General features: G+C 66.3%; 24 protein-coding genes. 7 read left to right on the forward strand and 17 right to left on the reverse strand.

The genetic code is table 11. The features are described 5' to 3' along the window. Positions 1–223: 223 nt before the first annotated feature. The 10 genes from truD to ABR323_RS05825 form a co-directional block, all read right to left on the reverse strand. Positions 224–1,255, reverse strand: coding sequence for a tRNA pseudouridine(13) synthase TruD (truD, locus tag ABR323_RS05780; protein WP_439448595.1), 1,032 nt, complete (start codon positions 1,253–1,255; stop codon positions 224–226). Then, positions 1,252–1,749 carry a 2-C-methyl-D-erythritol 2,4-cyclodiphosphate synthase gene (gene ispF / locus ABR323_RS05785; protein WP_135273097.1) on the reverse strand — a complete coding sequence of 166 codons (498 nt, stop codon included), beginning with the start codon at positions 1,747–1,749 and terminating at the stop codon, positions 1,252–1,254. The genes truD and ispF overlap by 4 nt, the downstream gene beginning before the upstream one ends. Positions 1,750–1,783: 34 nt before the next feature. Next, positions 1,784–2,482 carry a 2-C-methyl-D-erythritol 4-phosphate cytidylyltransferase gene (ispD, locus tag ABR323_RS05790; RefSeq protein ID WP_135273096.1) on the reverse strand — a complete coding sequence of 233 codons (699 nt, stop codon included), beginning with the start codon at positions 2,480–2,482 and terminating at the stop codon, positions 1,784–1,786. Next, positions 2,479–2,832 (reverse strand): cell division protein FtsB, encoded by a 354-nt coding sequence (gene ftsB / locus ABR323_RS05795; RefSeq protein ID WP_004152846.1) that lies wholly within the window; start codon positions 2,830–2,832, stop codon positions 2,479–2,481. The genes ispD and ftsB overlap by 4 nt, the downstream gene beginning before the upstream one ends. Before the next feature lie 4 nt (positions 2,833–2,836). Next, on the reverse strand, positions 2,837–4,129 hold the full coding sequence (gene eno / locus ABR323_RS05800; RefSeq protein WP_439448596.1) for a phosphopyruvate hydratase: 1,293 nt from the start codon (positions 4,127–4,129) through the stop codon (positions 2,837–2,839). 97 nt (positions 4,130–4,226) lie between these two features. Further along, on the reverse strand, positions 4,227–4,556 hold the full coding sequence (locus ABR323_RS05805; RefSeq protein ID WP_439448597.1) for a hypothetical protein: 330 nt from the start codon (positions 4,554–4,556) through the stop codon (positions 4,227–4,229). Next, entirely contained in the window at positions 4,556–4,900 is a 345-nt protein-coding gene (locus tag ABR323_RS05810) for a hypothetical protein (RefSeq protein WP_439448598.1), read from the reverse strand. The genes ABR323_RS05805 and ABR323_RS05810 overlap by 1 nt, the downstream gene beginning before the upstream one ends. Continuing rightward, the gene (kdsA, locus tag ABR323_RS05815; RefSeq protein ID WP_135273093.1) at positions 4,897–5,727 is read right to left on the reverse strand and encodes a 3-deoxy-8-phosphooctulonate synthase; all 831 of its coding nucleotides are present in this window, start codon (positions 5,725–5,727) and stop codon (positions 4,897–4,899) included. Before kdsA ends, ABR323_RS05810 begins: the two co-directional genes overlap by 4 nt. Positions 5,728–5,815: 88 nt before the next feature. Further along, a complete protein-coding gene (locus ABR323_RS05820) occupies positions 5,816–7,480 on the reverse strand; it encodes a CTP synthase (RefSeq protein WP_439448599.1) in 1,665 nt (554 codons plus the stop codon). 400 nt (positions 7,481–7,880) lie between these two features. Beyond that, positions 7,881–8,114, reverse strand: coding sequence for a hypothetical protein (locus ABR323_RS05825; protein WP_439448600.1), 234 nt, complete (start codon positions 8,112–8,114; stop codon positions 7,881–7,883). Positions 8,115–8,286: 172 nt separating this feature from the next. Between ABR323_RS05825 and parE the strand changes: the two genes are divergently transcribed. From parE to ABR323_RS05840, 3 genes are all read left to right on the forward strand, one after another. Next, positions 8,287–10,176, forward strand: coding sequence for a DNA topoisomerase IV subunit B (parE, locus tag ABR323_RS05830; RefSeq protein WP_439448601.1), 1,890 nt, complete (start codon positions 8,287–8,289; stop codon positions 10,174–10,176). Between the two features lie 217 nt (positions 10,177–10,393). Beyond that, on the forward strand, positions 10,394–10,972 hold the full coding sequence (locus ABR323_RS05835; protein WP_439448602.1) for a GNAT family N-acetyltransferase: 579 nt from the start codon (positions 10,394–10,396) through the stop codon (positions 10,970–10,972). A gap of 110 nt (positions 10,973–11,082) precedes the next feature. After that, positions 11,083–12,579 (forward strand): S10 family peptidase, encoded by a 1,497-nt coding sequence (locus tag ABR323_RS05840; RefSeq protein WP_439448603.1) that lies wholly within the window; start codon positions 11,083–11,085, stop codon positions 12,577–12,579. Between the two features lie 394 nt (positions 12,580–12,973). Here the strand turns inward: ABR323_RS05840 and ABR323_RS05845 are convergent, their stop codons facing one another. Beyond that, positions 12,974–14,095 (reverse strand): inorganic phosphate transporter, encoded by a 1,122-nt coding sequence (locus tag ABR323_RS05845; protein ID WP_439448604.1) that lies wholly within the window; start codon positions 14,093–14,095, stop codon positions 12,974–12,976. A 13-nt stretch (positions 14,096–14,108) separates the two neighbouring features. Then, positions 14,109–14,735, reverse strand: coding sequence for a DUF47 domain-containing protein (locus tag ABR323_RS05850; RefSeq protein WP_004152833.1), 627 nt, complete (start codon positions 14,733–14,735; stop codon positions 14,109–14,111). Between the two features lie 292 nt (positions 14,736–15,027). Between ABR323_RS05850 and ABR323_RS05855 the strand changes: the two genes are divergently transcribed. Together ABR323_RS05855 and ABR323_RS05860 are read left to right on the forward strand one after the other, a co-directional pair. Continuing rightward, complete coding sequence (locus tag ABR323_RS05855; RefSeq protein ID WP_240796967.1) at positions 15,028–16,332, forward strand: hemolysin family protein; 1,305 nt, start codon at positions 15,028–15,030, stop codon at positions 16,330–16,332. Further along, entirely contained in the window at positions 16,316–16,975 is a 660-nt protein-coding gene (locus ABR323_RS05860; RefSeq protein WP_439448605.1) for an exopolysaccharide biosynthesis protein, read from the forward strand. Before ABR323_RS05855 ends, ABR323_RS05860 begins: the two co-directional genes overlap by 17 nt. 231 nt (positions 16,976–17,206) lie before the next feature. Here the strand turns inward: ABR323_RS05860 and ABR323_RS05865 are convergent, their stop codons facing one another. From ABR323_RS05865 to ABR323_RS05880, 4 genes are all read right to left on the reverse strand, one after another. Further along, on the reverse strand, positions 17,207–17,704 hold the full coding sequence (locus ABR323_RS05865; RefSeq protein WP_439448606.1) for a pyridoxamine 5'-phosphate oxidase family protein: 498 nt from the start codon (positions 17,702–17,704) through the stop codon (positions 17,207–17,209). Between the two features lie 68 nt (positions 17,705–17,772). Further along, positions 17,773–18,768, reverse strand: coding sequence for an LLM class flavin-dependent oxidoreductase (locus ABR323_RS05870; RefSeq protein ID WP_439448607.1), 996 nt, complete (start codon positions 18,766–18,768; stop codon positions 17,773–17,775). A gap of 191 nt (positions 18,769–18,959) precedes the next feature. Continuing rightward, the gene (locus ABR323_RS05875; RefSeq protein ID WP_439448608.1) at positions 18,960–19,727 is read right to left on the reverse strand and encodes a sulfurtransferase; all 768 of its coding nucleotides are present in this window, start codon (positions 19,725–19,727) and stop codon (positions 18,960–18,962) included. Between the two features lie 269 nt (positions 19,728–19,996). After that, on the reverse strand, positions 19,997–20,362 hold the full coding sequence (locus ABR323_RS05880; protein ID WP_439448609.1) for a DUF6164 family protein: 366 nt from the start codon (positions 20,360–20,362) through the stop codon (positions 19,997–19,999). Between the two features lie 70 nt (positions 20,363–20,432). Here ABR323_RS05880 and ABR323_RS05885 point away from each other — a divergent pair, with 70 nt between their 5' ends. Both ABR323_RS05885 and ABR323_RS05890 read left to right on the forward strand, forming a co-directional pair. Then, a complete protein-coding gene (locus tag ABR323_RS05885) occupies positions 20,433–20,867 on the forward strand; it encodes an FKBP-type peptidyl-prolyl cis-trans isomerase (RefSeq protein WP_439448610.1) in 435 nt (144 codons plus the stop codon). Next, positions 20,854–22,101 (forward strand): TIGR03862 family flavoprotein, encoded by a 1,248-nt coding sequence (locus tag ABR323_RS05890; RefSeq protein ID WP_439448611.1) that lies wholly within the window; start codon positions 20,854–20,856, stop codon positions 22,099–22,101. The genes ABR323_RS05885 and ABR323_RS05890 overlap by 14 nt, the downstream gene beginning before the upstream one ends. Before the next feature lie 78 nt (positions 22,102–22,179). On the opposite strand, the gene ABR323_RS05895 is transcribed toward ABR323_RS05890, so the two are convergent. Then, entirely contained in the window at positions 22,180–22,641 is a 462-nt protein-coding gene (locus tag ABR323_RS05895; RefSeq protein WP_439448612.1) for a GNAT family N-acetyltransferase, read from the reverse strand. Between the last annotated feature and the right edge of the window lie 59 nt (positions 22,642–22,700).

Here is a 22,700-nt window from a genome sequence, read left to right on the forward strand (position 1 = left end):
GACGGCCCATCCACGCGTGGCGTGGATCTACTGACGGCTATCCACGCGTGGCGTGGATCTACTGACGGCTATCCACGCGTGGCGTGGATCTACTGGCGGCCCATCCACGCATGGCGTGGATCTACTGACGGCTATCCACGCGTGGCGTGGATCTACTGTGGCGAGCGGAGGAAAGTAGATCCACGCCATGCGTGGATGCTCTTCGCCTCCGCCCCTTTTTCTGTCAGGCCTGCGAGGCGTCTTCCACCGGGCCGAGCTCGTGCAGCACGGCGGTGGCGTAGCAGCCCGGCGGCAGCGCGAACGACAGTTCCAGCACGTCGTCGGCCAGCCACTGGTGCTGCAGCAGCGCCGGTCGCAGCCGTAGCGAACGGCGTTCCTGCTTCAGGCGCGCGTCTTCCAGGCCCGCGCGCAAGGCCTTGGATTCGTCGTCATCCAGCGCGGCCAGCTCCAGCGCGCGCGCGGCATCGGCACTGCGCAGCTCGCCTTCACCCCACAGGGGTGCGCTGGGGTGGATGTCGAAACGCGCCAGGCGCTCGGCCAGCACATCGGTGTACGGCTCAGGGCCGAACACGCTGCGACTGCCATCGAGCATCCACACTTCACCGCCCAGCGGCTGATCCCAGTTGCCCTGCTCCACACGTGCGGCCAGCACGCGGTTGAACAGCGCCGAACGGGCGGCCGACAACAGCAGCGAACGCTGGTCCTTGCGCATGCGACGGCCACCGAACATTGCAAGCGCCGCCGGCACGTTGCCACCGTCACGGCCGAAACGCTGCTCGCCGAACCAGTTCGGCAGGCCCCGCTCGGCGATCTGCTGCAGGCGCTCGCTGATCGCTGCAGCATCACCCTGCACCTCGCGCAGTACCAGCTTGAAGCGGTTGCCGGCCAGCGCACCACGCTGCAGCTTGCGGTTGTGCCAGGTGGATTCGATCACTTCGATTTCATCACTGGCCAGCGTGGCCAGGTCAGGTGCAATGCGCTTGGGCAGGTGCACGCTGAAGCGCTGGGTGGTGACCGCATTCCGATCTTTCATGCCGGCATAGCTCACAGCCATCTCCGGCAGGCCGGCCCACGTGGCCAGCACTTTGGCCACGTGAACGGTGTTGGCACCACGCTTGCGGATGTGCAGCAGCAGGTGTTCGCCTTCGCCGGTGGCCTCGAAGGCCGGCAGCTCGTCAACCTGGAAATCTTCCGGCGTGGTGCGGATGCGTGCCTTCAGCAACGGCGCACCAAACGCGAGCGGCAGCGGAATCATGCGGCCACCAGCAGCACCACCGCCTGCGCGGCGATACCTTCGCCACGCCCGGTGAAGCCCAGCTTCTCCGAGGTAGTCGCCTTGACGCTGACCGCGTCCAGCGGCAGCTGCAGCAGCTCGCCGATGCGCGCGCGCATGGCCGATGCGTGCGGGCCGACCTTGGGCCGTTCGCAGATCACGGTGATGTCGGTGTTGCCGACACGCCAGCCGCGCTCGCGCAGCAGGCTGTCGCAGTGGCGTACGAAATCACTGCTGTCGGCGCCCTTCCAGCGGTCGTCACTTGGCGGAAAATGCTGGCCGATGTCACCCAGCGCCAACGCGCCGAGCATCGCATCGCACAGCGCGTGCAGGATCACGTCGCCATCGCTGTGCGCGAGCACGCCGCAGCTGTGCGGCACATTCACTCCGCCGAGCATGATGTGGTCGCCTTCACCGAAGGCATGGACGTCGTAGCCCTGGCCGATGCGGACGGGCGGGAACGGTGCGGTGCTCATGGATACAACCCTTGCAGCAGGGCCGCGCGGGCGGTCAGCCGGCGCGGCGGGAAAGTACGAATTCAAACCGGTCCAGATCGGCCGGGGTGGTGACCTTGAAGTTGTCCTCGCTGCCTTCCACCAGCAGCGGACGCTGGCCCTGGCGCTCCATGGCCATGGCCTCGTCGGTGACTTCAACGCCGGCAGCGGCGGCTTCGGTCAGCGCGCGGCTGAGCTGGTGGCGACGGAACAACTGCGGCGTCAGTGCGCGCCACAGGCGCTCGCGTGGCTCGGTGCCATCGATGCCACCATCGTCGCCAGCGCGCTTGAGGGTGTCACGCACCGGTGCGGCGAGAATCGCGCCGACCGGGTCGGTACGACCGACTTCAAGCAGGCGACCGAGATCGGCCGGCGACAGGTTGGGGCGCGCTGCGTCGTGGACCAGTACGAACTCGTCGGCGCGCACCGTCTCCGGCAGCGCCTGCAGCCCGGCCAGCACCGAGGCCGCACGGGTCGCGCCACCGATGCAGGTCAGCACCGGCTTGCCGGCCCATTCGCTCCAGCCCGGCCAGTCGGCATCGTCCTGGCCGATCACCACCATCGCCCCGGCCACGGCCGGATGTGCCATCAGTGCATCCAGGGTGTGGGCGAGCAGGATCTGCCCTCCCGCCTGCAGGTACTGCTTGGGCAGCGGCGCGCCGAAACGGGCGCCACGACCGGCGGCCGGAACCACCACCCAGATCGCTGCGCTCATGGCACGTCCGCCGGGTGTTCGCCCACCTGCGCGCTGACGCCAGCGGCGGGCTGCACCGGGTGGACCGGTGCATCCTCGACCACGCGGTAGAACTTCTCGCCAGGCTTGATCATGCCCAGCTCGCTGCGCGCGCGCTCCTCGATGGCGGACTGGCCTTCCTTGAGGTCCTTCACTTCGGCAGCCAACGCATCATTGCGCTGCTGCAGGCCCTCATTGTCGCGCTCCTGGTTGGTGACCTGGGCCTCGAGCATCATGACTTCACCCGAATTTCCCGGACCAAACCAGAAGCGATACTGCAGCCAGCCCAGCAACAGGGCCAGCACCAGCAGCATCCAGCGCCAGTCGCGCATCGGATCAGCGCTTCAGCGAAACGAACGCGTCACGACCGGCGTAACGCGCGCCGGCACCGAGAGCTTCTTCGATGCGCAGCAACTGGTTGTACTTGGCCACGCGATCGCTGCGGCACAGCGAGCCGGTCTTGATCTGGGTGGCGGTGGTGGCCACCGAGATATCGGCGATGGTGGTGTCTTCGGTTTCGCCCGAGCGGTGCGAGACCACCGCGGCGTAGCCGGCACGGTCGGCCATGGCGATCGCTTCCAGGGTCTCGCTGAGCGTGCCGATCTGGTTGACCTTGATCAGGATCGCGTTGGCGGTGCCCGAATCGATGCCTTCCTGGAAGATCTTCGGGTTGGTCACGAACAGGTCGTCACCCACCAGCTGGACCTTCTTGCCGATGCGGTCGGTCAGCAGCTTCCAGCCGGCCCAATCGTTCTCGGCCAGGCCATCTTCAATCGTGATGATCGGGTACTGCGCGGCCCAGTCGGCGAGGAAGTCGACGAACTGCTCGGAGGTCAGGCGCTTGTTCTCGCCGACCAGGTTGTACTTGCCGTTCTCGAAGAACTCGCTGGAGGCCACGTCCAGGCCCAGCAGCACGTCTTCACCGGCGGTGTAGCCGGCCTTGCCGATGGCTTCGAGGATGGTGTCCAGTGCTTCGACGTTGCTGCGGAAGTCCGGCGCGAAGCCGCCCTCATCGCCCACGGCGGTGCTCAGGCCGTGGCCCTTCAGCACCGACTTCAGCGAATGGAAGATTTCGGTACCGGCACGCAGCGCTTCGGAGAACGAGGTGAAGCCGACCGGCAGCACCATGAACTCCTGGAAGTCGACGTTGTTGTCGGCATGTGCGCCGCCGTTGATGATGTTCATCATCGGCACCGGCAGTGACGGGGTCACGCCGGTCTTGGCGGCCAGGTACTGCCACAGCGCCTGCTTGTTCGATGCAGCGGCAGCATGCGCGGCGGCCATCGAAACACCCAGCAGCGCGTTGGCGCCCAGGCGGCCCTTGTTCTCGGTGCCATCGAGGTCGATCAGGCGACGGTCGAGGCCTTCCTGGTCGGAGGCTTCAACGCCTTTCAGGGCGTTGGCGATGGTGGTGTTGACGTTCTCGACCGCCTTGCGCACGCCCTTGCCCAGATAACGGGTCTTGTCGCCGTCGCGCAGCTCCACCGCTTCCTTGGTGCCGGTGGAGGCACCGGAGGGAACGGCGGCGCGACCGAACGAACCGTCCTCCAGGGTGACTTCGGCTTCCAGCGTGGGATTGCCACGGCTGTCGAGGATTTCACGGGCATGGATGCTGCGGATCGTACTCATGGTCGGGCCGGTTACCTGTATGGAGAGGGGGCGACAAAAACGAATGCCGCGTGATTATCCCCGGCTACCCGCCGCTTGCCAAATGGCATGGGCGGCTTCAGCCCCAGCTGGACCCGATCACGATCAGCACCAGCGACACCAGCATCACCAGCAGCGCACCGGCAATCCCCGCCCAGATCGGCCCGCGCTGCCGCCGCCAGGCCAGCACCATCGCCACCAGGCTGCCCACGAAGGACAGCGCCATGGTGACCAGCGCGCCCAGCACCCACCACTGCATGGCCTGCACGCCGTTGTCGCCGTCCCCCGGCGGACGGAAGCTGGCGGCAAAGGCCACGACAGCGATCAACAGGCTGCTCCAGGCAAGCACCGACAATCCCAGGGCGACCAGGCCCCATGGCCAGCCTCGTGGCGATGGCGTCGCATTCATCAGAGCAGATCGTGCAGCAGCACGCCGAGCCACAGCGACAGCAGGACCATCGCCAATGCCGCGGTCGCCCTGCCCCGGTTCAGGTGCCAACCCAGCACCGCTGCAACGATACCCGTGGAAACAGTGACCAGTTCGGCCACGGCAAGGGCGATGACATAGGGCCTCAGGTTGACGCCCGCGCCATCACCGGGCGGGCGCATGGCTGCCCCCACCAGCATGAAGATGAAGAAGGCACCGGACAGCGACAGCAGCGCCAGGCCGAGCGCAATCAGGCCCCACGGCCACTGTTTCCAGTGCCGGCGACGACGCTGGGTTGCCAGCGCCGCCCACGGGTCACGACTCACGCGAAGCGCGAGAAGCCGTGCTTCTTGGTCACCGCATCGAGCTCCATCAGGGTCTCGAGCAACGCTTCCATCTGGTCCAGCGGCCACGCGTTGGGGCCATCGGACAGCGCCTTGGACGGGTCCGGATGGGTCTCGGCAAACAGGCCGGAGATGCCCACCGCCACCGCGGCACGCGCCAGCACCGGCACGTGTTCGCGCTGGCCACCGGAACTGGTGCCCTGCCCGCCCGGCAACTGCACCGAATGGGTGGCATCGAACACCACCGGGCAGCCGGTGTCGCGCATCACGGCCAGCGAGCGCATGTCGCTGACCAGGTTGTTGTAGCCGAAGCTGGCGCCACGCTCGCAGACCATGATCTGCTCGTTGCCGGTGGCCTTGGCCTTCTCCACGACGGGCTTCATGTCCCACGGCGCCAGGAACTGGCCCTTCTTGATGTTGACCGGCTTGCCGGCCGCACACACCTTGGTGATGAAGTCGGTCTGGCGGACCAGGAACGCGGGCGTCTGCAGCACGTCCACCACCGAGGCCACTTCATCCATCGGGGTGTACTCGTGGACGTCGGTCAGCACCGGCACGCCGATCTGCTTCTTGACCTCGGCCAGGACCTTCAGGCCCTCTTCCATGCCCGGGCCGCGGAATGCGGTGCCCGAAGTGCGGTTGGCCTTGTCGAAGCTGGACTTGAAGATGAAGTTGACGCCGAGCTTGTCGGTGACTTCCTTCAACTTGCCGGCGGTATCGAGCTGCAGCTGCATCGACTCGATCACGCAGGGGCCGGCGATCAGGAACAGGGGCTGATCCAGCCCGACCTCGAATCCACACAGTTTCATGGCATTTCCTTGGTTGTCCACGCAGCGGCCAGGCCGATGCTCTGGGGTTGAAGCGAGCAAGATGGGGGCTCGGGGCCCCCATCACAAGTCAAGCGCGGGCTTCCTGCAGCAGCTTGCCGCCGGCCTTGCGCTCGCGCGCGGCCCGGATGAAACCGATGAACAGCGGGTGGCCATCACGTGGCGTGGACAGGAATTCCGGGTGCGCCTGGCAGGCCAGGAACCACGGATGTGCAGCGCGCGGCAACTCGACCACTTCCACCAGGGTGTCGTCCATCGACTTGCCGGCGATCACCAGGCCTGCATCTTCCAGCTGGGTGCGGTAGCGGTTGTTGAACTCGTAGCGGTGGCGATGACGCTCGGCAACCACGTCCTTGCCGTACAGCTCGCGGGCCAGCGTGCCCGGCTTCAGGCGCTGCTCCTGCAGGCCCAGGCGCATGGTGCCGCCCAGGTCGCTCTTGTCGTCACGCTTCTCGACGTCGCCGGTGGCGGTACGCCACTCGGTGATCAGGCCGATCACCGGGTTCGGCGACTGGCGATCGTTCTCGGTGCTGTTGGCGCCTTCCAGGCCGACCACGTTGCGGGCGTAGTCGACCACGGCTGCCTGCATGCCGTAACAGATGCCGAAGTACGGCACGTGCTGCTCGCGGGCGAACTTCGAGGTCAGCACCTTGCCTTCGAAACCACGATCACCGAAGCCGCCCGGCACCAGGATGCCGTCGACATCGGCCAGTGCGGCCATGTCGGTGCCTTCCAGGTCCTGCGCTTCCAGCCACTTCAGATTGACCTTGGTGCGCTGGCGCAGGCCGCCGTGCTTGAGCGCCTCGCCGACCGACTTGTAGGCGTCCTGGTGATCGACGTACTTGCCGACCACGGCGATGGTCACTTCGTCCAGCGGATGCAGGGTCGCGTCGACCGCGTCTTCCCACATCGACAGATCGACCGGACCGACCTTGTCGGCCAGCTTCAGCTGATTGACCACGATCTCATCCAGGCCCTGCGCATGCAGGCCCGACGGAATGCGGTACAACACGTCCACGTCCGGCACGCTGATGACGGCGCGTTCGGAGACGTTGGTGAACTGGGCGATCTTGCGGCGCTCCGAATCCGGCACGGCCTGCTCGGAGCGGCACAACAGCACGTCCGGCTGGATGCCGATCGAACGCAGCTCCTTCACCGAGTGCTGGGTCGGCTTGGTCTTCAGCTCACCGGCCGCACCGATGTACGGCACCAGGGTGAGGTGCATGAACAGTGCCTTCTCCGGGCCACGCTCGGTACGCACCTGGCGGATCGCTTCCAGGAACGGCAGCGACTCGATGTCGCCGACGGTACCGCCGATCTCGACCAGGGCCACGTCGTAGCCCTCGGTGGCTTCATCGATGCAACGACGGATTTCATCGGTGATGTGCGGAATGACCTGCACGGTCGCGCCCAGGTAATCGCCGCGGCGCTCCTTGCGGATCACGTTCTCGTAGATGCGGCCGGTGGTGACCGAATTCTTGCGGCTCAGGCGGGTGCGCACGAAGCGCTCGTAGTGGCCCAGGTCGAGGTCGGTCTCGGCGCCGTCGTCGGTGACATAGACCTCACCGTGCTGGAACGGGCTCATGGTGCCCGGGTCGACGTTGATGTACGGGTCGAGCTTCATCATCGTGACCTTCAGGCCACGGGCTTCAAGAATGGCGGCCAGCGACGCGGCGGCAATGCCTTTGCCGAGCGAGGACACCACGCCGCCGGTTACGAAAATCAAGGGAGTCATGGCTGCAAGCATCCTGTCTGGAAATGGAAAACGGCAGCACCACGCGCACCCGGAGGGCGGGCATGGTGCTCAGAGGGGGTTTTCCGGTTCGCTGGAACAGCGAGGGAGGTGCGGATCCGTGCGGCGGCAGGCGCCGGACGGGGACCACCGTGCGAGGTCGGGGTGGCCGTGCCGGTCAAATCGACCGTCACCTGCGACCCGCCATGCTGGAAGCCACGCTTGGCCGCTCCAGCCCATTCGCAAATGGTGGACACGCACTTACTCCCGGAAAGCCATAGTTTACAGATTGATGGCCGCCAACCCAAGGGGCTTGTGCGACCCAGCCCATAAAAAACGCCCCGCTGGGCGGGGCGTTCTGGAGCGCAACCCTTGTCGCAAGGGCGCTTGGCAGGTTGCGGGATCAGCGCTTCTTCCGCGCTTCTTCCTCTTCTTCCTGCTGCGGGACCGGCTGGCCCTTGGCCTTCATTTCGGCATTGGCCTGCGCACGGCGCTTGGCCTTGGCGTCGGCTTCGGCCTGCGCCTTGTCGGCCTGGTCGCCCTGCTGCGGGGCCGGCTGGCCGGCGTTCTGCGCCAGTACCAACGGCACAGCAACGGCAGCGGCGGCCAGGATCGCAATGGTCAGCAACTTCTTCATGGAGTCCTCCTCGCGGTATGGCTTGGACGTATCGGTCCAACTAGGGGCGCCGGCGTTCAGATTCCAGCGGCTGCCATTTTACCCCCTTGCGCCCTCCAAGGCTGAACCGCAGGCGTGCAAAATCACGGGCCAGACCGCACACTTGCGCGTCGCTCCAAGCTTTCGAAGACAGATGAACGCCCGCTATAACGCCGCCGATATTGAAGTCCTGTCCGGCCTTGACCCGGTCAAGCGCCGTCCCGGCATGTATACCGATACCGCACGCCCGAACCATCTGGCGCAGGAAGTGATCGACAACTCGGTGGACGAGGCCCTCGCCGGCCATGCCCGCTCGATCGAGATCACCCTGTTCAAGGATGGCAGCGTGGAGGTCAGCGATGACGGCCGTGGCATGCCGGTGGACATCCATCCGGAAGAGAAGATCCCCGGTGTCGAGTTGATCCTGACCCGCCTGCATGCCGGCGGCAAGTTCAACAACAACAACTACACCTTCTCCGGCGGCCTGCATGGCGTGGGCGTCAGCGTGGTCAATGCGCTGTCCACCCTGGTGGAAATCCACATCAAGCGCGAAGGTGCCGAGCACCGCATCACCTTCCGCAACGGCGACCGCGCCTCGCCGCTGGAAGTGGTCGGCACCGTTGGCAAGAAGAACACCGGCACCCGCCTGCGTTTCTGGCCGGACCCGAAGTACTTCGATACGCCGAAGTTCGCCGTGCGTGCGCTCAAGCATCTGCTGCGCGCCAAGGCCGTGCTGTGCCCGGGGCTGACCGTCAAGCTGACCGACGAGGCTACTGGCGAAGTCGATACCTGGTACTACGAAGACGGCCTGCGCGACTATCTGAAGATGGAGCTGGGTGATCGTGAGTCGCTGCCGGCCGACCTGTTCGTGGGCAACCTGAAGAAGGACACCGAGATCGTCGACTGGGCTGTCGCCTGGCTGCCGGAAGGTGAGCTGGTGCAGGAAAGCTACGTCAACCTCATCCCGACCGCCCAGCACGGCACCCATGCCAACGGCCTGCGCACCGGCCTGACCGAGGCACTGCGCGAATTCTGCGACTTCCGCAACCTGCTGCCGCGCGGCGTCAAACTGGCCCCGGAAGACGTCTGGGACCGCGTGTCGTTCGTGCTGTCGCTGAAGATGACCGACCCGCAGTTCAGCGGCCAGACCAAGGAACGCCTGTCCTCGCGCCAGGCCGCTGGTTTCGTTGAAGGCGCCGCGCACGATGCGTTCAGCCTGCTGCTGAACCAGAACGTGGAGCTGGGCGAGAAGATCGCGCAGATCGCCATCGAGCGCGCCAGCGCGCGCCTGAAGACCGAAAAGCTGGTCGTCCGCAAGAAGGTCACCCAGGGCCCTGCCCTGCCCGGCAAGCTGGCCGACTGCATCAGCCAGGACCTGTCGCGCACCGAACTGTTCCTGGTGGAGGGTGACTCGGCAGGCGGCAGCGCCAAGCAGGCCCGCGACAAGGATTTCCAGGCGATCCTGCCGCTGCGCGGCAAGATCCTCAACACCTGGGAAGTCTCGTCCAACAGCGTGCTGGCCTCGGAAGAAGTGCACAACCTGGCCGTGGCCATCGGCTGCGACCCGGGCAAGGATGACATCAGCGGGCTGCGCTACGGCAAGGTGGTGATCCTGGCCGATGCGGACTCCGACGGCCTGCACATCGCCACCCTGCTGACCGCACTGTTCCTCAAGCATTTCCCGTCGCTGGTGGATGCCGGCCACGTGTTCGTGGCGATGCCGCCGCTGTTCCGCATCGACGTGGGCAAGCAGGTGTTCTACGCCCTGGACGAGGAAGAAAAGCGCTCGATGCTGGACAAGATCGAACGCGAGAAGATCAAGGGCGCCATCAATGTCACCCGCTTCAAGGGCCTGGGCGAGATGAATCCGCCGCAGCTGCGTGAATCCACCATCCACCCGGATACGCGCCGGCTGGTGCAGTTGACGGTGGACGACCGTGAGCAGACCAGCTCGCTGATGGACATGCTACTGGCCAAGAAGCGTGCGTCTGACCGCAAGGGCTGGCTGGAGACCAAGGGCGACCTGGCCTCGCTGGAAGCCTGATACCGGCGCGGGGTCGGATCCGTTTCCTGACAGGAAACGGATCCGACCCCACTGCCCGGTAGTGCCGGCCGCTGGCCGGCAACCTCGACATCCGCGTGATCCAGGCAGATCTGCCGGCCAGCGGCCGGCACTACCGGTTCATCTGCCCCGGGCATTACACCCCCATCGGCAAACCCTGCGGGTCCATAATGCGCGCTCATCCGCGTGGACCACTGCATTGCCCAGCCACTCGCTGCTGTTCCCCGGCCTGCCGCTGCACAGCGCGCGCCTGGTCCTGAGCCCGATCCGCCGTGATGACGCGGCTGCGTTGTTCACGCTGCAGTCCAACCCGGCGGTGATGCGCTGGTGGAACCATCCTGCCTGGAAACGACCTGGCGAGGCCCGCGAACAGATCGACGACGACCTCGCGGCACACGCCATCGGCACCCAGCTCAAGCTGGCCGTGCGCGAATCGCTGGAAGGGCCATTGCTGGGCATCTGCGTGGTGTTTGCCGTCGACCGTGACGCCGCGCGTGCCGAGATCGGCTACCTGCTGGCACCCGACCTCCAGGGCCAGGGCTACATGCACGAAGCGTTGCAGCAGGTGCTGGTTTACCTGTTCAGGACGCTGCGCCTGCATCGCGTGGAAGCCGAGATCGATCCACGCAACGCCGCCTCCGCACACGTGCTTGAACGCCTCGGCTTCCACCGTGAGGGCCTCCTGCGCCAACGCTGGCGCATCCAGGGCGAATTGGCCGATTCGGCTTTGTACGGGCTCCTGGCCGACGACGAAGCGGCAACCGCCCTGCCCGCTTGACCGAATCTGGCCGCAGCTGGCGACAACACCTGGCCATGGCTTTGGACACATACGGCGCGGCACCCCAGGGGCCTAGCATCGGAATCCCCTTCCGCTGCCGATACGGTGCCATGAAGTCCCTGCTGCACACTGCCGCGCTCTGCGTCGGCCTGCTCATCGCCCCCGCCGTCACGCTGGCTGCCCCGGCGGCCGATGCAAAACCCGATCCGAAAGAAGACAAGACCGAAGCCCCTGCGCTGCCGGCCGATGCCTCGGCGCGCCAGAGCATCCACCTGGCCGGCCGCACGCTCGATTACACCGCCACCGTCGGCACCCTGCCGGTACGCGACGAGAAGGGCAAGGTGATCGCCGATGTGGTGTTCACCGCGTACACGATGCCGGGCAAGAACCGGCCGGTGACCTTCGCGCTCAATGGCGGCCCCGGCGCCTCGTCGGTCTACCTCAACATGGGCGCGATCGGTCCCAAAGTGGTGACCTTCGGTTCGGAGGGCGACAGCGCCTCGGCGCCGGCCACCCTGCACGACAACCCGGGCACCTGGCTGGACTTCACCGACCTGGTGTTCATCGACCCCGTCGGTACCGGCTTCAGCCGCGCACGCATTGGCGATGAAGAAGCGAAGAAGCAGCTGTACAACCCCAACGCCGACATCGAGTACCTGTCGCGCTCGATCTACGACTGGCTCCTGCGCAACCAGCGCATGGCCTCGCGCAAGTACCTCACCGGCGAAAGCTACGGTGGCTACCGCGGCCCGCGCATCACCCATTTCCTGCAGACCCGGTTGGGCGTGGCGATGAACGGCCTGGTGCTGGTGTCGCCGTATCTGAGCCCGACCCTGGAAGACAACGCCGATGTCTCGCCGATGGCGTGGATGCAGACGCTGCCATCGATCGCCGCCGCGCACCTCGAGCGCCAGGGCAAGCTGACCGATGCGGCGATGCGCGAAGTGGTGGAATACACCCGTGGCGACTACGCCACCGCGTTGATGAAGGGCCGCAGTGATCCGCAGGCGACCGAGGCGATGCTGCGCCGGGTGACCGAGCTGACCGGGCTGGACCCGCAGTTCGTGCGTCGTGCCGGTGGCCGCCTGGAGACCCAGGCGTATCTGCGCGAGGTGTTCCGCGACAAAGGCACGCTGGGCAGCCGCTACGATTCGAACGTGACCGCATTCGATCCGTTCCCGAATGATCCCGAGCAGCGCGCCAACGACCCACTGCTGGACAGCATCATCGCGCCGACGACCACCGCGATGGTCGACTTCGTGACCCGGGTGGTCGGCTGGAAGGTGGATTCACGCTACCAGGCGCTGAACTACGAAGTGAACCGGCTGTGGGACCGCAACGGTGACCTGCGCCAGGGCGCAGTGACCCAGCTGCGCCAGGCGGTGGCGATCGATCCGCACCTGCAGGTCTTGATCGTGCATGGCTGGAACGACCTGTCGTGCCCGTTCATGGGCTCGATCCTGACCGTGGACCAGATGCCGGCCATGGGCAGCAACCCGGACCGGGTGCAGGTCCGCAGCTATCCGGGCGGGCATATGTTCTACAGCCGGGCGGACAGCCAGGCGGCGTTCCGCAAGGATGTGCAGGCGTTGTTCCAGCGTAATTGAGGGGGGGCGGCCGGGCCTGCGGCCCGGCACCCGCAGAGGCAAGGGCAATAGCCGAAGCAACAGCAACTGCGAGCTCTCCGTGGGTTGGCGGGGTGGGTCCGGTTGCGGGGGACGCCGTAAACCCTTCCATGGGGGCTTGTCCGCGGCTTGCTCGTGTGCGCTGTCCTGCGCACACGGCAAGACCGGGGTTGGGCGTCCTGCCCAACCCGCCCGAGGTATACCTCGGGCCCATGCCGCGGACACCCCCGCAACCGGACCCACCCCGCCTTCGACAGGTTCCTGGCGCTGTTGGTAGATCCACGCCATGCGTGGATATCTGGAATCGGATGGAACCCTGAATTAAAAAACCCGCCGGCGAACCGGCGGGTTTCTTGTGCTGCCATAGCTTTGGAACTCAAGCCCAGCCGAACAGCTCGAACAGCTTGAGGATCAGGTACGCACAACCGCCAGCAGCGGGGATGGTCAGGATCCAGGCCCAGACGATGCGCTCGATCACGCCCAGGCGCAGCGAACGCGGGTTCTTGGCAAAGCCCACGCCCATGATCGCGGTGGAGATGCTGTGTGTGGTCGAGACCGGCATGCCGAAGTGGGCGGCCACGGTCAGCACGGTGGCCGAGCTGGTTTCTGCGGCGAAGCCATGGATCGGGTGCAGCTTGACCATCTTGTGGCCCAGGGTCTTGATGATCTTCCAACCGCCCGAAGCAGTACCGGCCGCCATCACCACCGCGCAGGTCAGCACGATCCACATGGCGATGCCGTCGCCGGCATGCGCGTCCGGGTGCATGAAGGCCAGCCAGGACGGCAGGTCGTTCAGTGCGCCGGTCGCCTCGGCACCGATCAGGGTCATCGCGATGATGCCCATGGTCTTCTGCGCATCGTTGTGGCCGTGGGCGAAGCCCATGTAGGCCGCCGAGGCGATCTGCGCCTTGCCGAAGAAGGCGTTGACGATGCGCGGACGGGCCAGGCGGCCGATGGCACCACCGATCCTGGCCAGGCCGGCGATCAGGCCCCACAGCAGCACCATCACCACGATGCCGAGCAGGAAGCCGGCAATCGGCGAGGTGATCATCGGCACGAACACCTTCCACAGCAGGCCCTTGTTCTGCGCCCAGCTGCCCAGGCGCTCGGACCAGATCAGCGCGTCCCAGTTGTTGTGGGCGGCGGCCAGGCCGGCGCCGCAGAGGCCACCGATCAGCGCGTGCGAGGACGAGGACGGCAAGCCCTTCCACCACGTGATCAGGTTCCAGATGATGCCACCCAGCAGCGCGCACAGGATCACCTGCGGGGTCACGTCGACCACGTTGGTGTTGAGCAGGCCCGAAGCGATGGTCAGGGCCACGGCGGTGCCGGTCAGCGCACCCAGCAGGTTCATGAAAGCGGCCAGCATCACCGCCCAGCCGGGCGAAAGCACTTTGGTCGCCACCACGGTGGCAATGGAGTTGGCGGTGTCGTGGAAGCCGTTGATGAACTCGAAGACGAGTGCGGCCAGGATCACCACCAGGACAAGGGTCAACATGCGGGGGCGTCCGTCAGCTGTTCTTCAACACGATCTGGTATGCCACCACACCGGCCTCGCGGCAGCGGTCGATGGCCTTTTCCAGGATCTCGAAGAACTCCTTCAGCAGGAACATCTGCAGGTTGTCCAGGCGGCCCGAATAGATGTCGCGGTACAGCTCGAGCATCAAGCGGTCGGCCTCGTTCTCCAACGAGCGCAGCTTCTCGTTGAGCGCGGTCATCCGGTCCAGGTTCATATGGCGCAGGTCGGCCACCATCTCCACCACCACGCCGGCAGCCTGTTCCAACATCGCCGCGCGCGGCGCGAAGTCGATGTGCTCCAGGTGGGTCGTGGCCAGCGAATAGCGATCGGCGAACTTCTCGATCTGCTTGGGAATCTTGTACAGCGCCGAGCCCAGCGCTTCGATGTCCTCGCGCTCGATCGGGGTCATGAAGCTGTCCACCAGCGCCTGGCTGATCTTGTCCGAGGCCGCGCGCTCGCGCAGGCGGGCCAGCTTGAACGCGTCCAGCGCGGGCTGGCGGTCGGCCTCGCGCAGCATGGAATGCAGCGCCTTGGCGGCGTCGGAGGCCGCGACGGCAGCCTCATCGAGCAGGGTGTAGAACTGTTTGCCGGAACCGAAAATGGTCTGCAGAGAGAACATTGAGAAACCTGTCAGCCGTCGCGGGAAGGACGGCACCAGGACGAATTATGACGGCTAGATGACCATCTCGGGTATCCCCGGCGCCTCCCGGAGCCCGGATACCCTCAACCTGAACAGGCAGTTGCCACCCAGCCACGGCCCTTTGCTAAGATGCCAGCGCGCCCTCGGGCGCACCTTATGGACGACGACCCTTATCCCCCTGCGCCGCGCCGGACCCCGTTCCTGAGCGCCAGCCGCCATCGCAAGCACTCGCCCTCCCTGCCACCAACCGGGGACGATGCCCGTGTTTGAAATGATCCTGATTGTCTTCGCGCTGGTTCTGTTGAACGGCTTCTTTGCCATGTCCGAGATGTCGGTCATGACCTCGCGCAAGAGCCGCCTGAAGCAGATGGCCGCCACCTCCAAGCGCGCCGCCAAGGCGCTGGAGCTGTCGGAGAAGCCGGAGAGCTTCCTGTCCACCGTGCAGATCGGCATCACCGTGATCGGCGTGCTGACCGGCTACCTCGGCGGTGAAGCGCTGGGTGAGGCCTTCGCCGGCTGGATCCAGGGCCTGATGCCCGGCTTTGCCTACGCCGGCAACGTCGGCACCGCACTGGCGGTGAGCCTGATCACCTTCATCACGCTGATCTTCGGCGAACTGGTACCCAAGCGCCTGGCGCTGACCCGTTCGGAGGCCATTGCCAGCCTGGTGGCGATGCCGATGAGCTGGCTGGCCAGACTGGCCCTGCCTTTCGTCTGGCTGCTGTCCAAGACCACCCAGCTGGTCCTGCGCCTGTTTGGCCTGGGCAAGGATGAAGTCGCCTCGGTGACTGAAGAAGAGATCCGCATGCTGGTGGCCGAAAGCCACGAGGCCGGCGTGATCGACAGCCACGAGCGCGACATGATGAACCGCGTCATGCGCCTGGGCGATCGTACCGCAGACAGCCTGATGACCCCGCGCAACCGCATCGCCTGGCTGGATACCCAGGCCGGCCTGGAGCGCAACCTGGAAATCATGGCCGAGCACGAATTCTCGCGATACCCGGTATACCGCGACAACGACATGGACGTGGTCGGCGTGCTGGAACTGAAATCGCTGGCCACCCGCATGGCGCGCGGCGACAACGCGCTGTTCCAGACCCTGCGCGAGCCGCTGTACGTTTCCGAGTCGACCCACGCGATGAAGCTGCTGGAGATCTTCCGCGAGGAACAGCAGTCGATGGCGCTGGTGGTGGACGAGTACGGCGAGATCCAGGGCCTGGTGACCATCAGCGACTTGATGGGCGCCGTGGTCGGCCGCCTGCAGGCGGTGGAGAACGCCGACGAAGATGCGCTGGTGGTGACCCGCGAAGATGGTTCGCTGCTGGTGGACGGCTCGCTGCCGATCGAGGACCTGCGCGAGCTGATCGGCAGCAACGACCTGCCCGATGCCGAGGATGGCGACTACTACACGCTGGCCGGCATGTGCATCCACTACTTCGGGCGCATACCGCACGCAGGCGAGTACTTCGACTGGGCCGGCTGGCGCTTCGAGGTGGTCGATCTGGACGGTGCGCGGGTGGACAAGCTGCTGCTGCGCACGCTGTCCGACGAGCAGGCCGATGAGCTCACCGCCTGAGGCCGGCCAGGGACCGGGCGACGCGCGTCCGGCCTACCGCAACGAGGGCATCCGCACCCTGCTGGAGATGTTCGCCTCCGGCGACCCGGCCGAGCACATGCCGCTGGGCCAGATCCTGTGCAACCTGCAGCAGAGCGCGTTCGGCGTGTTCCTGTTCGTTGCGATCCTGCCGTCGTTCATCCCGATTCCGGGCATGGGCGGCGCGGTCAGCGGCCCGCTGGTGATCCTGATCGGCGTGCAGATGCTGTGCTGCCTGCGCCGGCCCTGGCTGCCAGGTTTCATTGCCCGCCGCGGGCCCAAGCGCAGCACCATGCACCGCTTCCTCGACCGCATCGACCGCCCGCTGCGGCGGCTGGACCGGATGCTGAAGCCGCGGCTGCCGCAGCTGCTGACACCCGTACCGGCGCAGGCCTTCAGCGGCCTGCTGCTGGTGCTGCTGGGCCTGCTGCTGTCGCTGCCGATTCCCTTCACCAACTTCCTGTTCGGCTTCCAGTTGCTGTTGTTCTCGCTGGCGTTGCTGGAACGCGATGGCGCGCTGATGCTCTTCAACTGGATCGCAGCGTTGGCGGCGATCGCCTTCTTCGGTTTCAGTTCGGGGCAGCTGGTGGGCTATACGGTGGAACTGTTCCAGCGCTGGTTCTGAGCGGGAATCCGGTAGAGCCGGCCGCTGGCCGGCTGCCACGTTTCCAGGATTGCCGGCCAGCGGCCGGCACTACCCTCGCCGACCGTCTGTCATCCACGCATGGCGTGGATCTACTGAAGCCAGGCAGGCGCGTCACGCGGTAGATCCACGCCATGCGTGGATGGAGCAATCAACGTAGGTCGATGAATCCATTGTCGGCCAGTAGATCCACGCCATGCGCGGATGGAGCGATCAACGCAGGTCGATGAACCCGTTGTCGGCCAGCTGCCCCGGCTCGTCCTGCACCGCCGACAGCACGAAGCTCAACGCCTTGCCCAGCAGCGTACCCGGGCCATTCCAATACTCTGCCGAATCGGCACGCACGTGGATCAGACGCAGATTGGGATCGTCCTTGCCACCGGGGAAGAACAGTTTCATCGCCGGCGACCACAGCTCCTCGATCTTCTCCCGGTCATCGACGATGCCCGCGCGTCCTGCAACCGACACATAGGTGTTCTTTGAAGGCGAGGCGTAGGCAACGTTGACGTGCAGATCGAGCGCGATCTCGGCGACCTTCGGGCTGTCGGCAGTGATGACGAACCACAGGTCACCGTCGAAAGTGACCTGCTGGGTGGCCAGCGGCCGGCTGTAGAGCCGTCCGTCGACGCCAGTGGTGGTGAACATCGCCACCTCCACGTCCTTGATCAGCTCGGCCAGTTGGGCAATGTGTTCGGCGCGGGTATCAGCCATGTGGGGGCTCCATCGGTATGAGCCCCCATCAGACGCGGTTCGGCTGCAATGGGCCGTGACGCAATTGTTCAGCCCGCGTGGCGGGCGTGCCAGGCCTGCATCGCCAGCTCGAACGAACGCAGGCGCGCGCGATGGTCGTACAGGTTGGCGGTGAGCATCAGTTCGTCGGGCCTGTGGCGTTCGACGAAAGCGGCGATGCCTTCCGCCACCTGCTGCGGATCGCCCAACACGGTGCAGGCCAGCGCCCGCTCCACGCCCAGCTTCTCATGCGGTTCCCAGAAGGACTCGATGTCGTTGATCGGTGCCGGAATCTTGCCGGGCCGGCCGCGACGCAGGTTCACGAAACTCTGCTGCTGGCTGGTGAACAGGCGGCGCGATTCGGCCTCGCTGTCGCTGGCGACGACATTCAGGGCCAGCATCGCATGCGGCTGTTTCAACGTCGCCGAGGGGCGGAATTCGCGCCGGTACGCCGCCAGTGCTTCGTCCATGACATCGGGCGCGAAGTGCGAGGCGAACGCATACGGCAGGCCCATCGAGGCGGCCATGCGCGCACCGAACAGGCTGGACCCGAGGATCCAGGTCGGCACCCGCAGGCCACCACCTGGAACAGCCTGCACCGCCTGGCCGGGCTGTACCGGCTCGAAGTAGTGCAACAGCTCGCGCACGTCCTGCGGGAACTGGTCGGCGCTGTCGAAGTAGCGGCGCAGTGCGCGCGCGGTTGGCTGATCAGTGCCCGGTGCACGGCCCAGGCCGAGGTCGATGCGGTCCGGATACAGCGAAGCCAGCGTTCCGAACTGCTCGGCCACCTGCAGCGGTGCATGGTTGGGCAGCATGATGCCGCCAGCGCCGACGCGGATGCGCTTTGTGCCTCCCGCCACGTGACCGATCAGCACGGCGGTGGCCGCGCTGGCGATGCCGGGCATGTTGTGGTGTTCGGCCAGCCAGTAGCGGCGGTAGCCAAGCGCATCGGCGTGCTGGGCCAGTTCCAGCATGTTGGCGAAGGCAGCGGTGGTGTCACTGCCCTCGCAGACCGGGGCCAGGTCAAGAATCGACAACGGGATCATCAGGCGGTTTTCCGTCACAGGATCCCCCATGCATGGGGTCGGCCGGGCGCCGCGGCCAGTGACGATGGCGGGATGCTGATTCCCGCGGGCCGGGTTCAGGGCCCACTGCGCTTGATCCGGTAGTGCCGGCCGCTGGCCGGCAGGCAAAGTGCCCTGGCAGCCGGCCAGCGGCCGGCTCTACCGGGGAAGCGTCAGAACGCGCTGGGGCGCGGCTCGGCCAGCGCCTGGTCGATCATCGGCTTCAGTTCGGCATCCAGCGCCACGCGCTCGTCGAACACGAAGCAGCGGCCCTCGTAGCCTTCACCGCCCACCTCCTCGAAGTAGCCGAGGATGCCGCCGTCGAGCTGCAGCACGTTGTCCATGCCATCGTTGACCATCCACAGCGCAGCCTTCTCGCAGCGGATGCCGCCGGTGCAGAAACTGACCACGGTGCTGTCCTTCAGCGCTTCGCGATGCGGCGCCAACGCCTCGGGCAGGTCGGTGAACTTGTGGATGGGCAGCACCAGCGCATCCTTGAACGTGCCGTACTCCACTTCCTGCAGATTGCGCGTATCGAGCATCACCACCGGCTTGCCGGCATCGTCGTGCCCCTGCCGCAACCAGCGCTGCACGGTTGCAGGATCAACCGCCGGTGCACGCGGATACTCCAGCGGCTGGCCGTCATCGCGGCGGAAGCTGATGATCTCGTCCTTGACCTTGGCCTTCAGCCGCGCGAACGGCTGATGCTCACTGAGGCTGGTCTTGACCCGCATATCGGCAAAGCGCGCATCGGCATGCAGCGCTGCGTAGAAGTTCTCGATCGCCTCCGGCGCACCCGCCAGGAACAGATTCAGACCCTCGCCCGCCACCAGGATCGTGCCCCGCAGCTGCGCCGCCTCGGCACGCGCCAGCAACTGGTCGCACAGGGCCTGGGGGGCGTCGATGACGGCGAAATGGTAGGCAGCGGTATTGGCGATCATCCTGCCATTTTAGCGCCAGACCGCCTCAGGAGCAGATTTTCACGTTCATCCACGCATGGCGTGGATCTACAGAGCTCATGAACCTGACAGAGGCGTGGCGGTGTGGGCAGGCGGGGGCGCAGAGCGCCATGGATGGCGCTCTACGAGGCACGCAGGAGCAGTTTTTGCCGTCCCCCGCCTGTCCACACCGCCACGCCATCCCACGGAAACCAAGCTTTTGGAGTTGCCGTTGCCTCTGCGCGTGCCGGGTGCAACCCGGCCGCCTCCCCCTACCCCCGCAACAGCACGAACGGCAGCAGTACCAGTGCCGCTGCAGCAGCCATTGCCAACAACACGAGCACCACATACACCGGCCGCCGCCGCAGCAGGCTGCCGAAGGTCTCGCCGGTGCCATCGCGCAGGGCCTGCTCGCGCTCGGCACGGATGCGGGGCCCGCGTTCGGCCTGGTACTCGGCCATCAGCGCCTTGGCGCGGGGATGGTCGGCATCCTCGCTCAGCCACAGGCCACCGTTGGAAATGCCCCAGGGGCTGGGTTCGGTGCGATACCAGGCGATGCCGTGCTGGTCGAGCAGCGTGCAGACATCGGCATATTCGTCGTCGCCGACGTTGCGCAGATTGAGCAGGAGTTTTGCCATGCGCCCATGATACCCGGCGCCGATGCGCTACCCTTGCCGCCCTCGCCCTGCGCCCTTCCGGAGACGCCCGATGCGCCGCCTGCTGCTTCCCCTGCTGCTGTCCCTCGCCGCTGTTGGCTGTTCGAGCGAACCCGCCGGTCCGCCGCCGGGCGGCACCCTGACCACCTTCGAGCGCATCGATACCGTACCCGGCACCGGCACCGAAGCCGTTTCCGGCAACAAGGTGACCGTGCACTACACCGGCTGGATCTACGACAGCCGCACCGAGACCAAGCATGGCAAGACCTTCGACAGCTCGGTCAGCCGTGGCGAACCGTTCACCTTCGCGCTCGGCGCGGGCCAGGTCATCCGTGGCTGGGATGAGGGTGTGGCCGGCATGAAGGTCGGTGGCAAGCGCACCCTGATGATCCCGCCGGACTACGGTTACGGCGACCGCCGCGTCGGCCCGATCCCGGCCGGCTCGTCGCTGGTGTTCGACGTCGAGCTGCTCGATGTCAAACCGTAATACCGCAATTGCTCAACGGGTCGCCGTTGTCGGTGGTGGCCCGGCCGGCCTGTTCGCTGCCGAGCGCCTGCGCGCGGCCGGACTGGACGTAGACGTCTATGAGGGCAAGGGTTCGCCCGGCCGCAAGTTCCTGATCGCCGGCAAGGGCGGGCTCAACCTCACCCACTCCGATCCGCGTCCGCTGTTCGACAGCCGCTACCGCGAGCAGACGGCCTCGGTCGGCCGCTGGCTGGATGGGTTCGACGCGCAGGCACTGCGCGACTGGGCCGCCGGCTTCGGCGTGGAAACCTACGTCGGCAGCTCCGGTCGCGTGTTCCCGGTGGACCGCAAGGCAGCCCCGTTGCTGCGCGGCTGGGTGCGCCGCCTGAAGGAACAGGGTGTGCGCCTGCACGCCAACCATCGCTGGATCGGCTGGAGTGACGACGGTGCCCTGCGCTTCGAAACAGAAGAAGGCGCCGTTGAAGTACATGCCCATGCCACCGTGCTCGCCGTCGGTGGCGGCAGCTGGCCGCAGCTGGGCAGCGACGGTGCCTGGGTCGCGCCCCTGCAGGCACGCGGGGTGGGCATCGCCCCGCTGCAGTCGGCCAACTGCGGCTTCGACATCGCGTGGACGCCGTTCTTTGCCCAGCGCAATGCCGGCGCGCCGCTGAAGCCGGTGGTTGCACACTGGATCGACCTGGATGGCCAGCCGCAGTCCCTGCAGGGCGAGTGCGTGGCCAGCGAGTACGGCATCGAAGGCAGCCTGGTCTATGCGCTGGCCGCCGATCTGCGCGAAACCATCAACCGCGACGGTCACGCGATGCTATGGCTGGACCTGGTGCCAGGCCGCGACGAGGCACGCCTGCTGGCCGACCTGTCGCGCCCACGCAAGGGCCGCAGCTTCGGCGAGCATCTGCGCCGCAACGCGGGGCTGGATGCGGTGAAGGCCGCGCTGGTATTCGAGCTCCTCGGCAAGGACGCGGGCAACGACCTGGCGGCCGTGGTGGCCACGCTCAAGCGGCTGCCCTTGCGCCTGCTGCGGCCGCGACCGATGGCCGAAGTGATCAGCACCGCCGGTGGTGTGCGCATGGATGCGATGGATGAGGGCCTGATGCTGCGGGCACTGCCCGGCGTGTTCTGTGCCGGCGAGATGCTGGACTGGGAAGCACCGACCGGGGGCTACCTGCTTACCGCGTGCTTCGCCAGCGGCCTGCGTGCGGCGGAAGGCGTGATCGGGTGGTTGGCGGAGCGGTAGGACCTGCCCTGTAGAGTCGAGCTTGCTCGACTGCTTTATCGCTTGAATCAAAAGCAGTCGAGCACGCTCGACGCTACTTCACCATGGCCGGCGCATGCTCACCGAGGCCAGCGCTACGCCGCTGGGATGCGGGTAGGCCTCTTCGCGCACGCTGATGAAACCCTGTCGCTGGTAGAACGCCACGGCGTTGAGCGAGGCCGACAGCACCACGTCGCGCTCGTGGTCGGCCATCGCCAGCAGGCGCTGCATCAGCGCCTGACCAATGCCCCTCCCACCTCGATCCGGGTCGACGAACAACGCATCGACTTCATTGGCATCGGTATCGAACACGCCGAAGCCCAGCAGGCCGCCCTGCCCGTCCTCGGCCACCACGCAACCACTCTGCCCCAGCAATCGCGCGTACTGCGCCGGCGGTGGCGAGGCCGACCAGGGGGTGATCACCTGCGGCGGGTAATGGCTGCTGCAGGTTTCGCGCACGCAGCGCGTGCGCAGGGCCCACAGCATGGCTACATCATCCATGGTGCCGGTTCTGAACTGCATGGCGCCTCCTTGTAGCGTCGAGCCATGCTCGACTGTTCTTCGTTCCAACGTCGCGATGC

Source organism: Stenotrophomonas sp. ATs4 (assembly GCF_051861585.1).
Classification (GTDB): domain Bacteria; phylum Pseudomonadota; class Gammaproteobacteria; order Xanthomonadales; family Xanthomonadaceae; genus Stenotrophomonas; species Stenotrophomonas maltophilia_AS.

Coding starts and splice junctions, on each gene's coding strand:
- ABR323_RS05895 (WP_439448612.1), bottom strand. CDS start 22,641: ATGCAGTTCAGAACCGGCACCATGGATGATGTAGCCATGCTGTGGGCC.
- ftsB (WP_004152846.1), bottom strand. CDS start 2,832: ATGCGCGACTGGCGCTGGATGCTGCTGGTGCTGGCCCTGTTGCTGGGC.
- ABR323_RS05875 (WP_439448608.1), bottom strand. CDS start 19,727: ATGATCGCCAATACCGCTGCCTACCATTTCGCCGTCATCGACGCCCCC.
- ABR323_RS05890 (WP_439448611.1), top strand. CDS start 20,854: ATGTCAAACCGTAATACCGCAATTGCTCAACGGGTCGCCGTTGTCGGT.
- ispF (WP_135273097.1), bottom strand. CDS start 1,749: ATGAGCACCGCACCGTTCCCGCCCGTCCGCATCGGCCAGGGCTACGAC.
- ispD (WP_135273096.1), bottom strand. CDS start 2,482: ATGAGCGCAGCGATCTGGGTGGTGGTTCCGGCCGCCGGTCGTGGCGCC.
- ABR323_RS05885 (WP_439448610.1), top strand. CDS start 20,433: ATGCGCCGCCTGCTGCTTCCCCTGCTGCTGTCCCTCGCCGCTGTTGGC.
- ABR323_RS05840 (WP_439448603.1), top strand. CDS start 11,083: ATGAAGTCCCTGCTGCACACTGCCGCGCTCTGCGTCGGCCTGCTCATC.
- kdsA (WP_135273093.1), bottom strand. CDS start 5,727: ATGAAACTGTGTGGATTCGAGGTCGGGCTGGATCAGCCCCTGTTCCTG.
- ABR323_RS05880 (WP_439448609.1), bottom strand. CDS start 20,362: ATGGCAAAACTCCTGCTCAATCTGCGCAACGTCGGCGACGACGAATAT.
- ABR323_RS05855 (WP_240796967.1), top strand. CDS start 15,028: ATGATCCTGATTGTCTTCGCGCTGGTTCTGTTGAACGGCTTCTTTGCC.
- ABR323_RS05870 (WP_439448607.1), bottom strand. CDS start 18,768: ATGATCCCGTTGTCGATTCTTGACCTGGCCCCGGTCTGCGAGGGCAGT.
- ABR323_RS05805 (WP_439448597.1), bottom strand. CDS start 4,556: ATGAATGCGACGCCATCGCCACGAGGCTGGCCATGGGGCCTGGTCGCC.
- eno (WP_439448596.1), bottom strand. CDS start 4,129: ATGAGTACGATCCGCAGCATCCATGCCCGTGAAATCCTCGACAGCCGT.
- ABR323_RS05825 (WP_439448600.1), bottom strand. CDS start 8,114: ATGAAGAAGTTGCTGACCATTGCGATCCTGGCCGCCGCTGCCGTTGCT.
- ABR323_RS05820 (WP_439448599.1), bottom strand. CDS start 7,480: ATGACTCCCTTGATTTTCGTAACCGGCGGCGTGGTGTCCTCGCTCGGC.
- ABR323_RS05845 (WP_439448604.1), bottom strand. CDS start 14,095: ATGTTGACCCTTGTCCTGGTGGTGATCCTGGCCGCACTCGTCTTCGAG.
- ABR323_RS05865 (WP_439448606.1), bottom strand. CDS start 17,704: ATGGCTGATACCCGCGCCGAACACATTGCCCAACTGGCCGAGCTGATC.
- truD (WP_439448595.1), bottom strand. CDS start 1,255: ATGATTCCGCTGCCGCTCGCGTTTGGTGCGCCGTTGCTGAAGGCACGC.
- ABR323_RS05850 (WP_004152833.1), bottom strand. CDS start 14,735: ATGTTCTCTCTGCAGACCATTTTCGGTTCCGGCAAACAGTTCTACACC.
- ABR323_RS05860 (WP_439448605.1), top strand. CDS start 16,316: ATGAGCTCACCGCCTGAGGCCGGCCAGGGACCGGGCGACGCGCGTCCG.
- parE (WP_439448601.1), top strand. CDS start 8,287: ATGAACGCCCGCTATAACGCCGCCGATATTGAAGTCCTGTCCGGCCTT.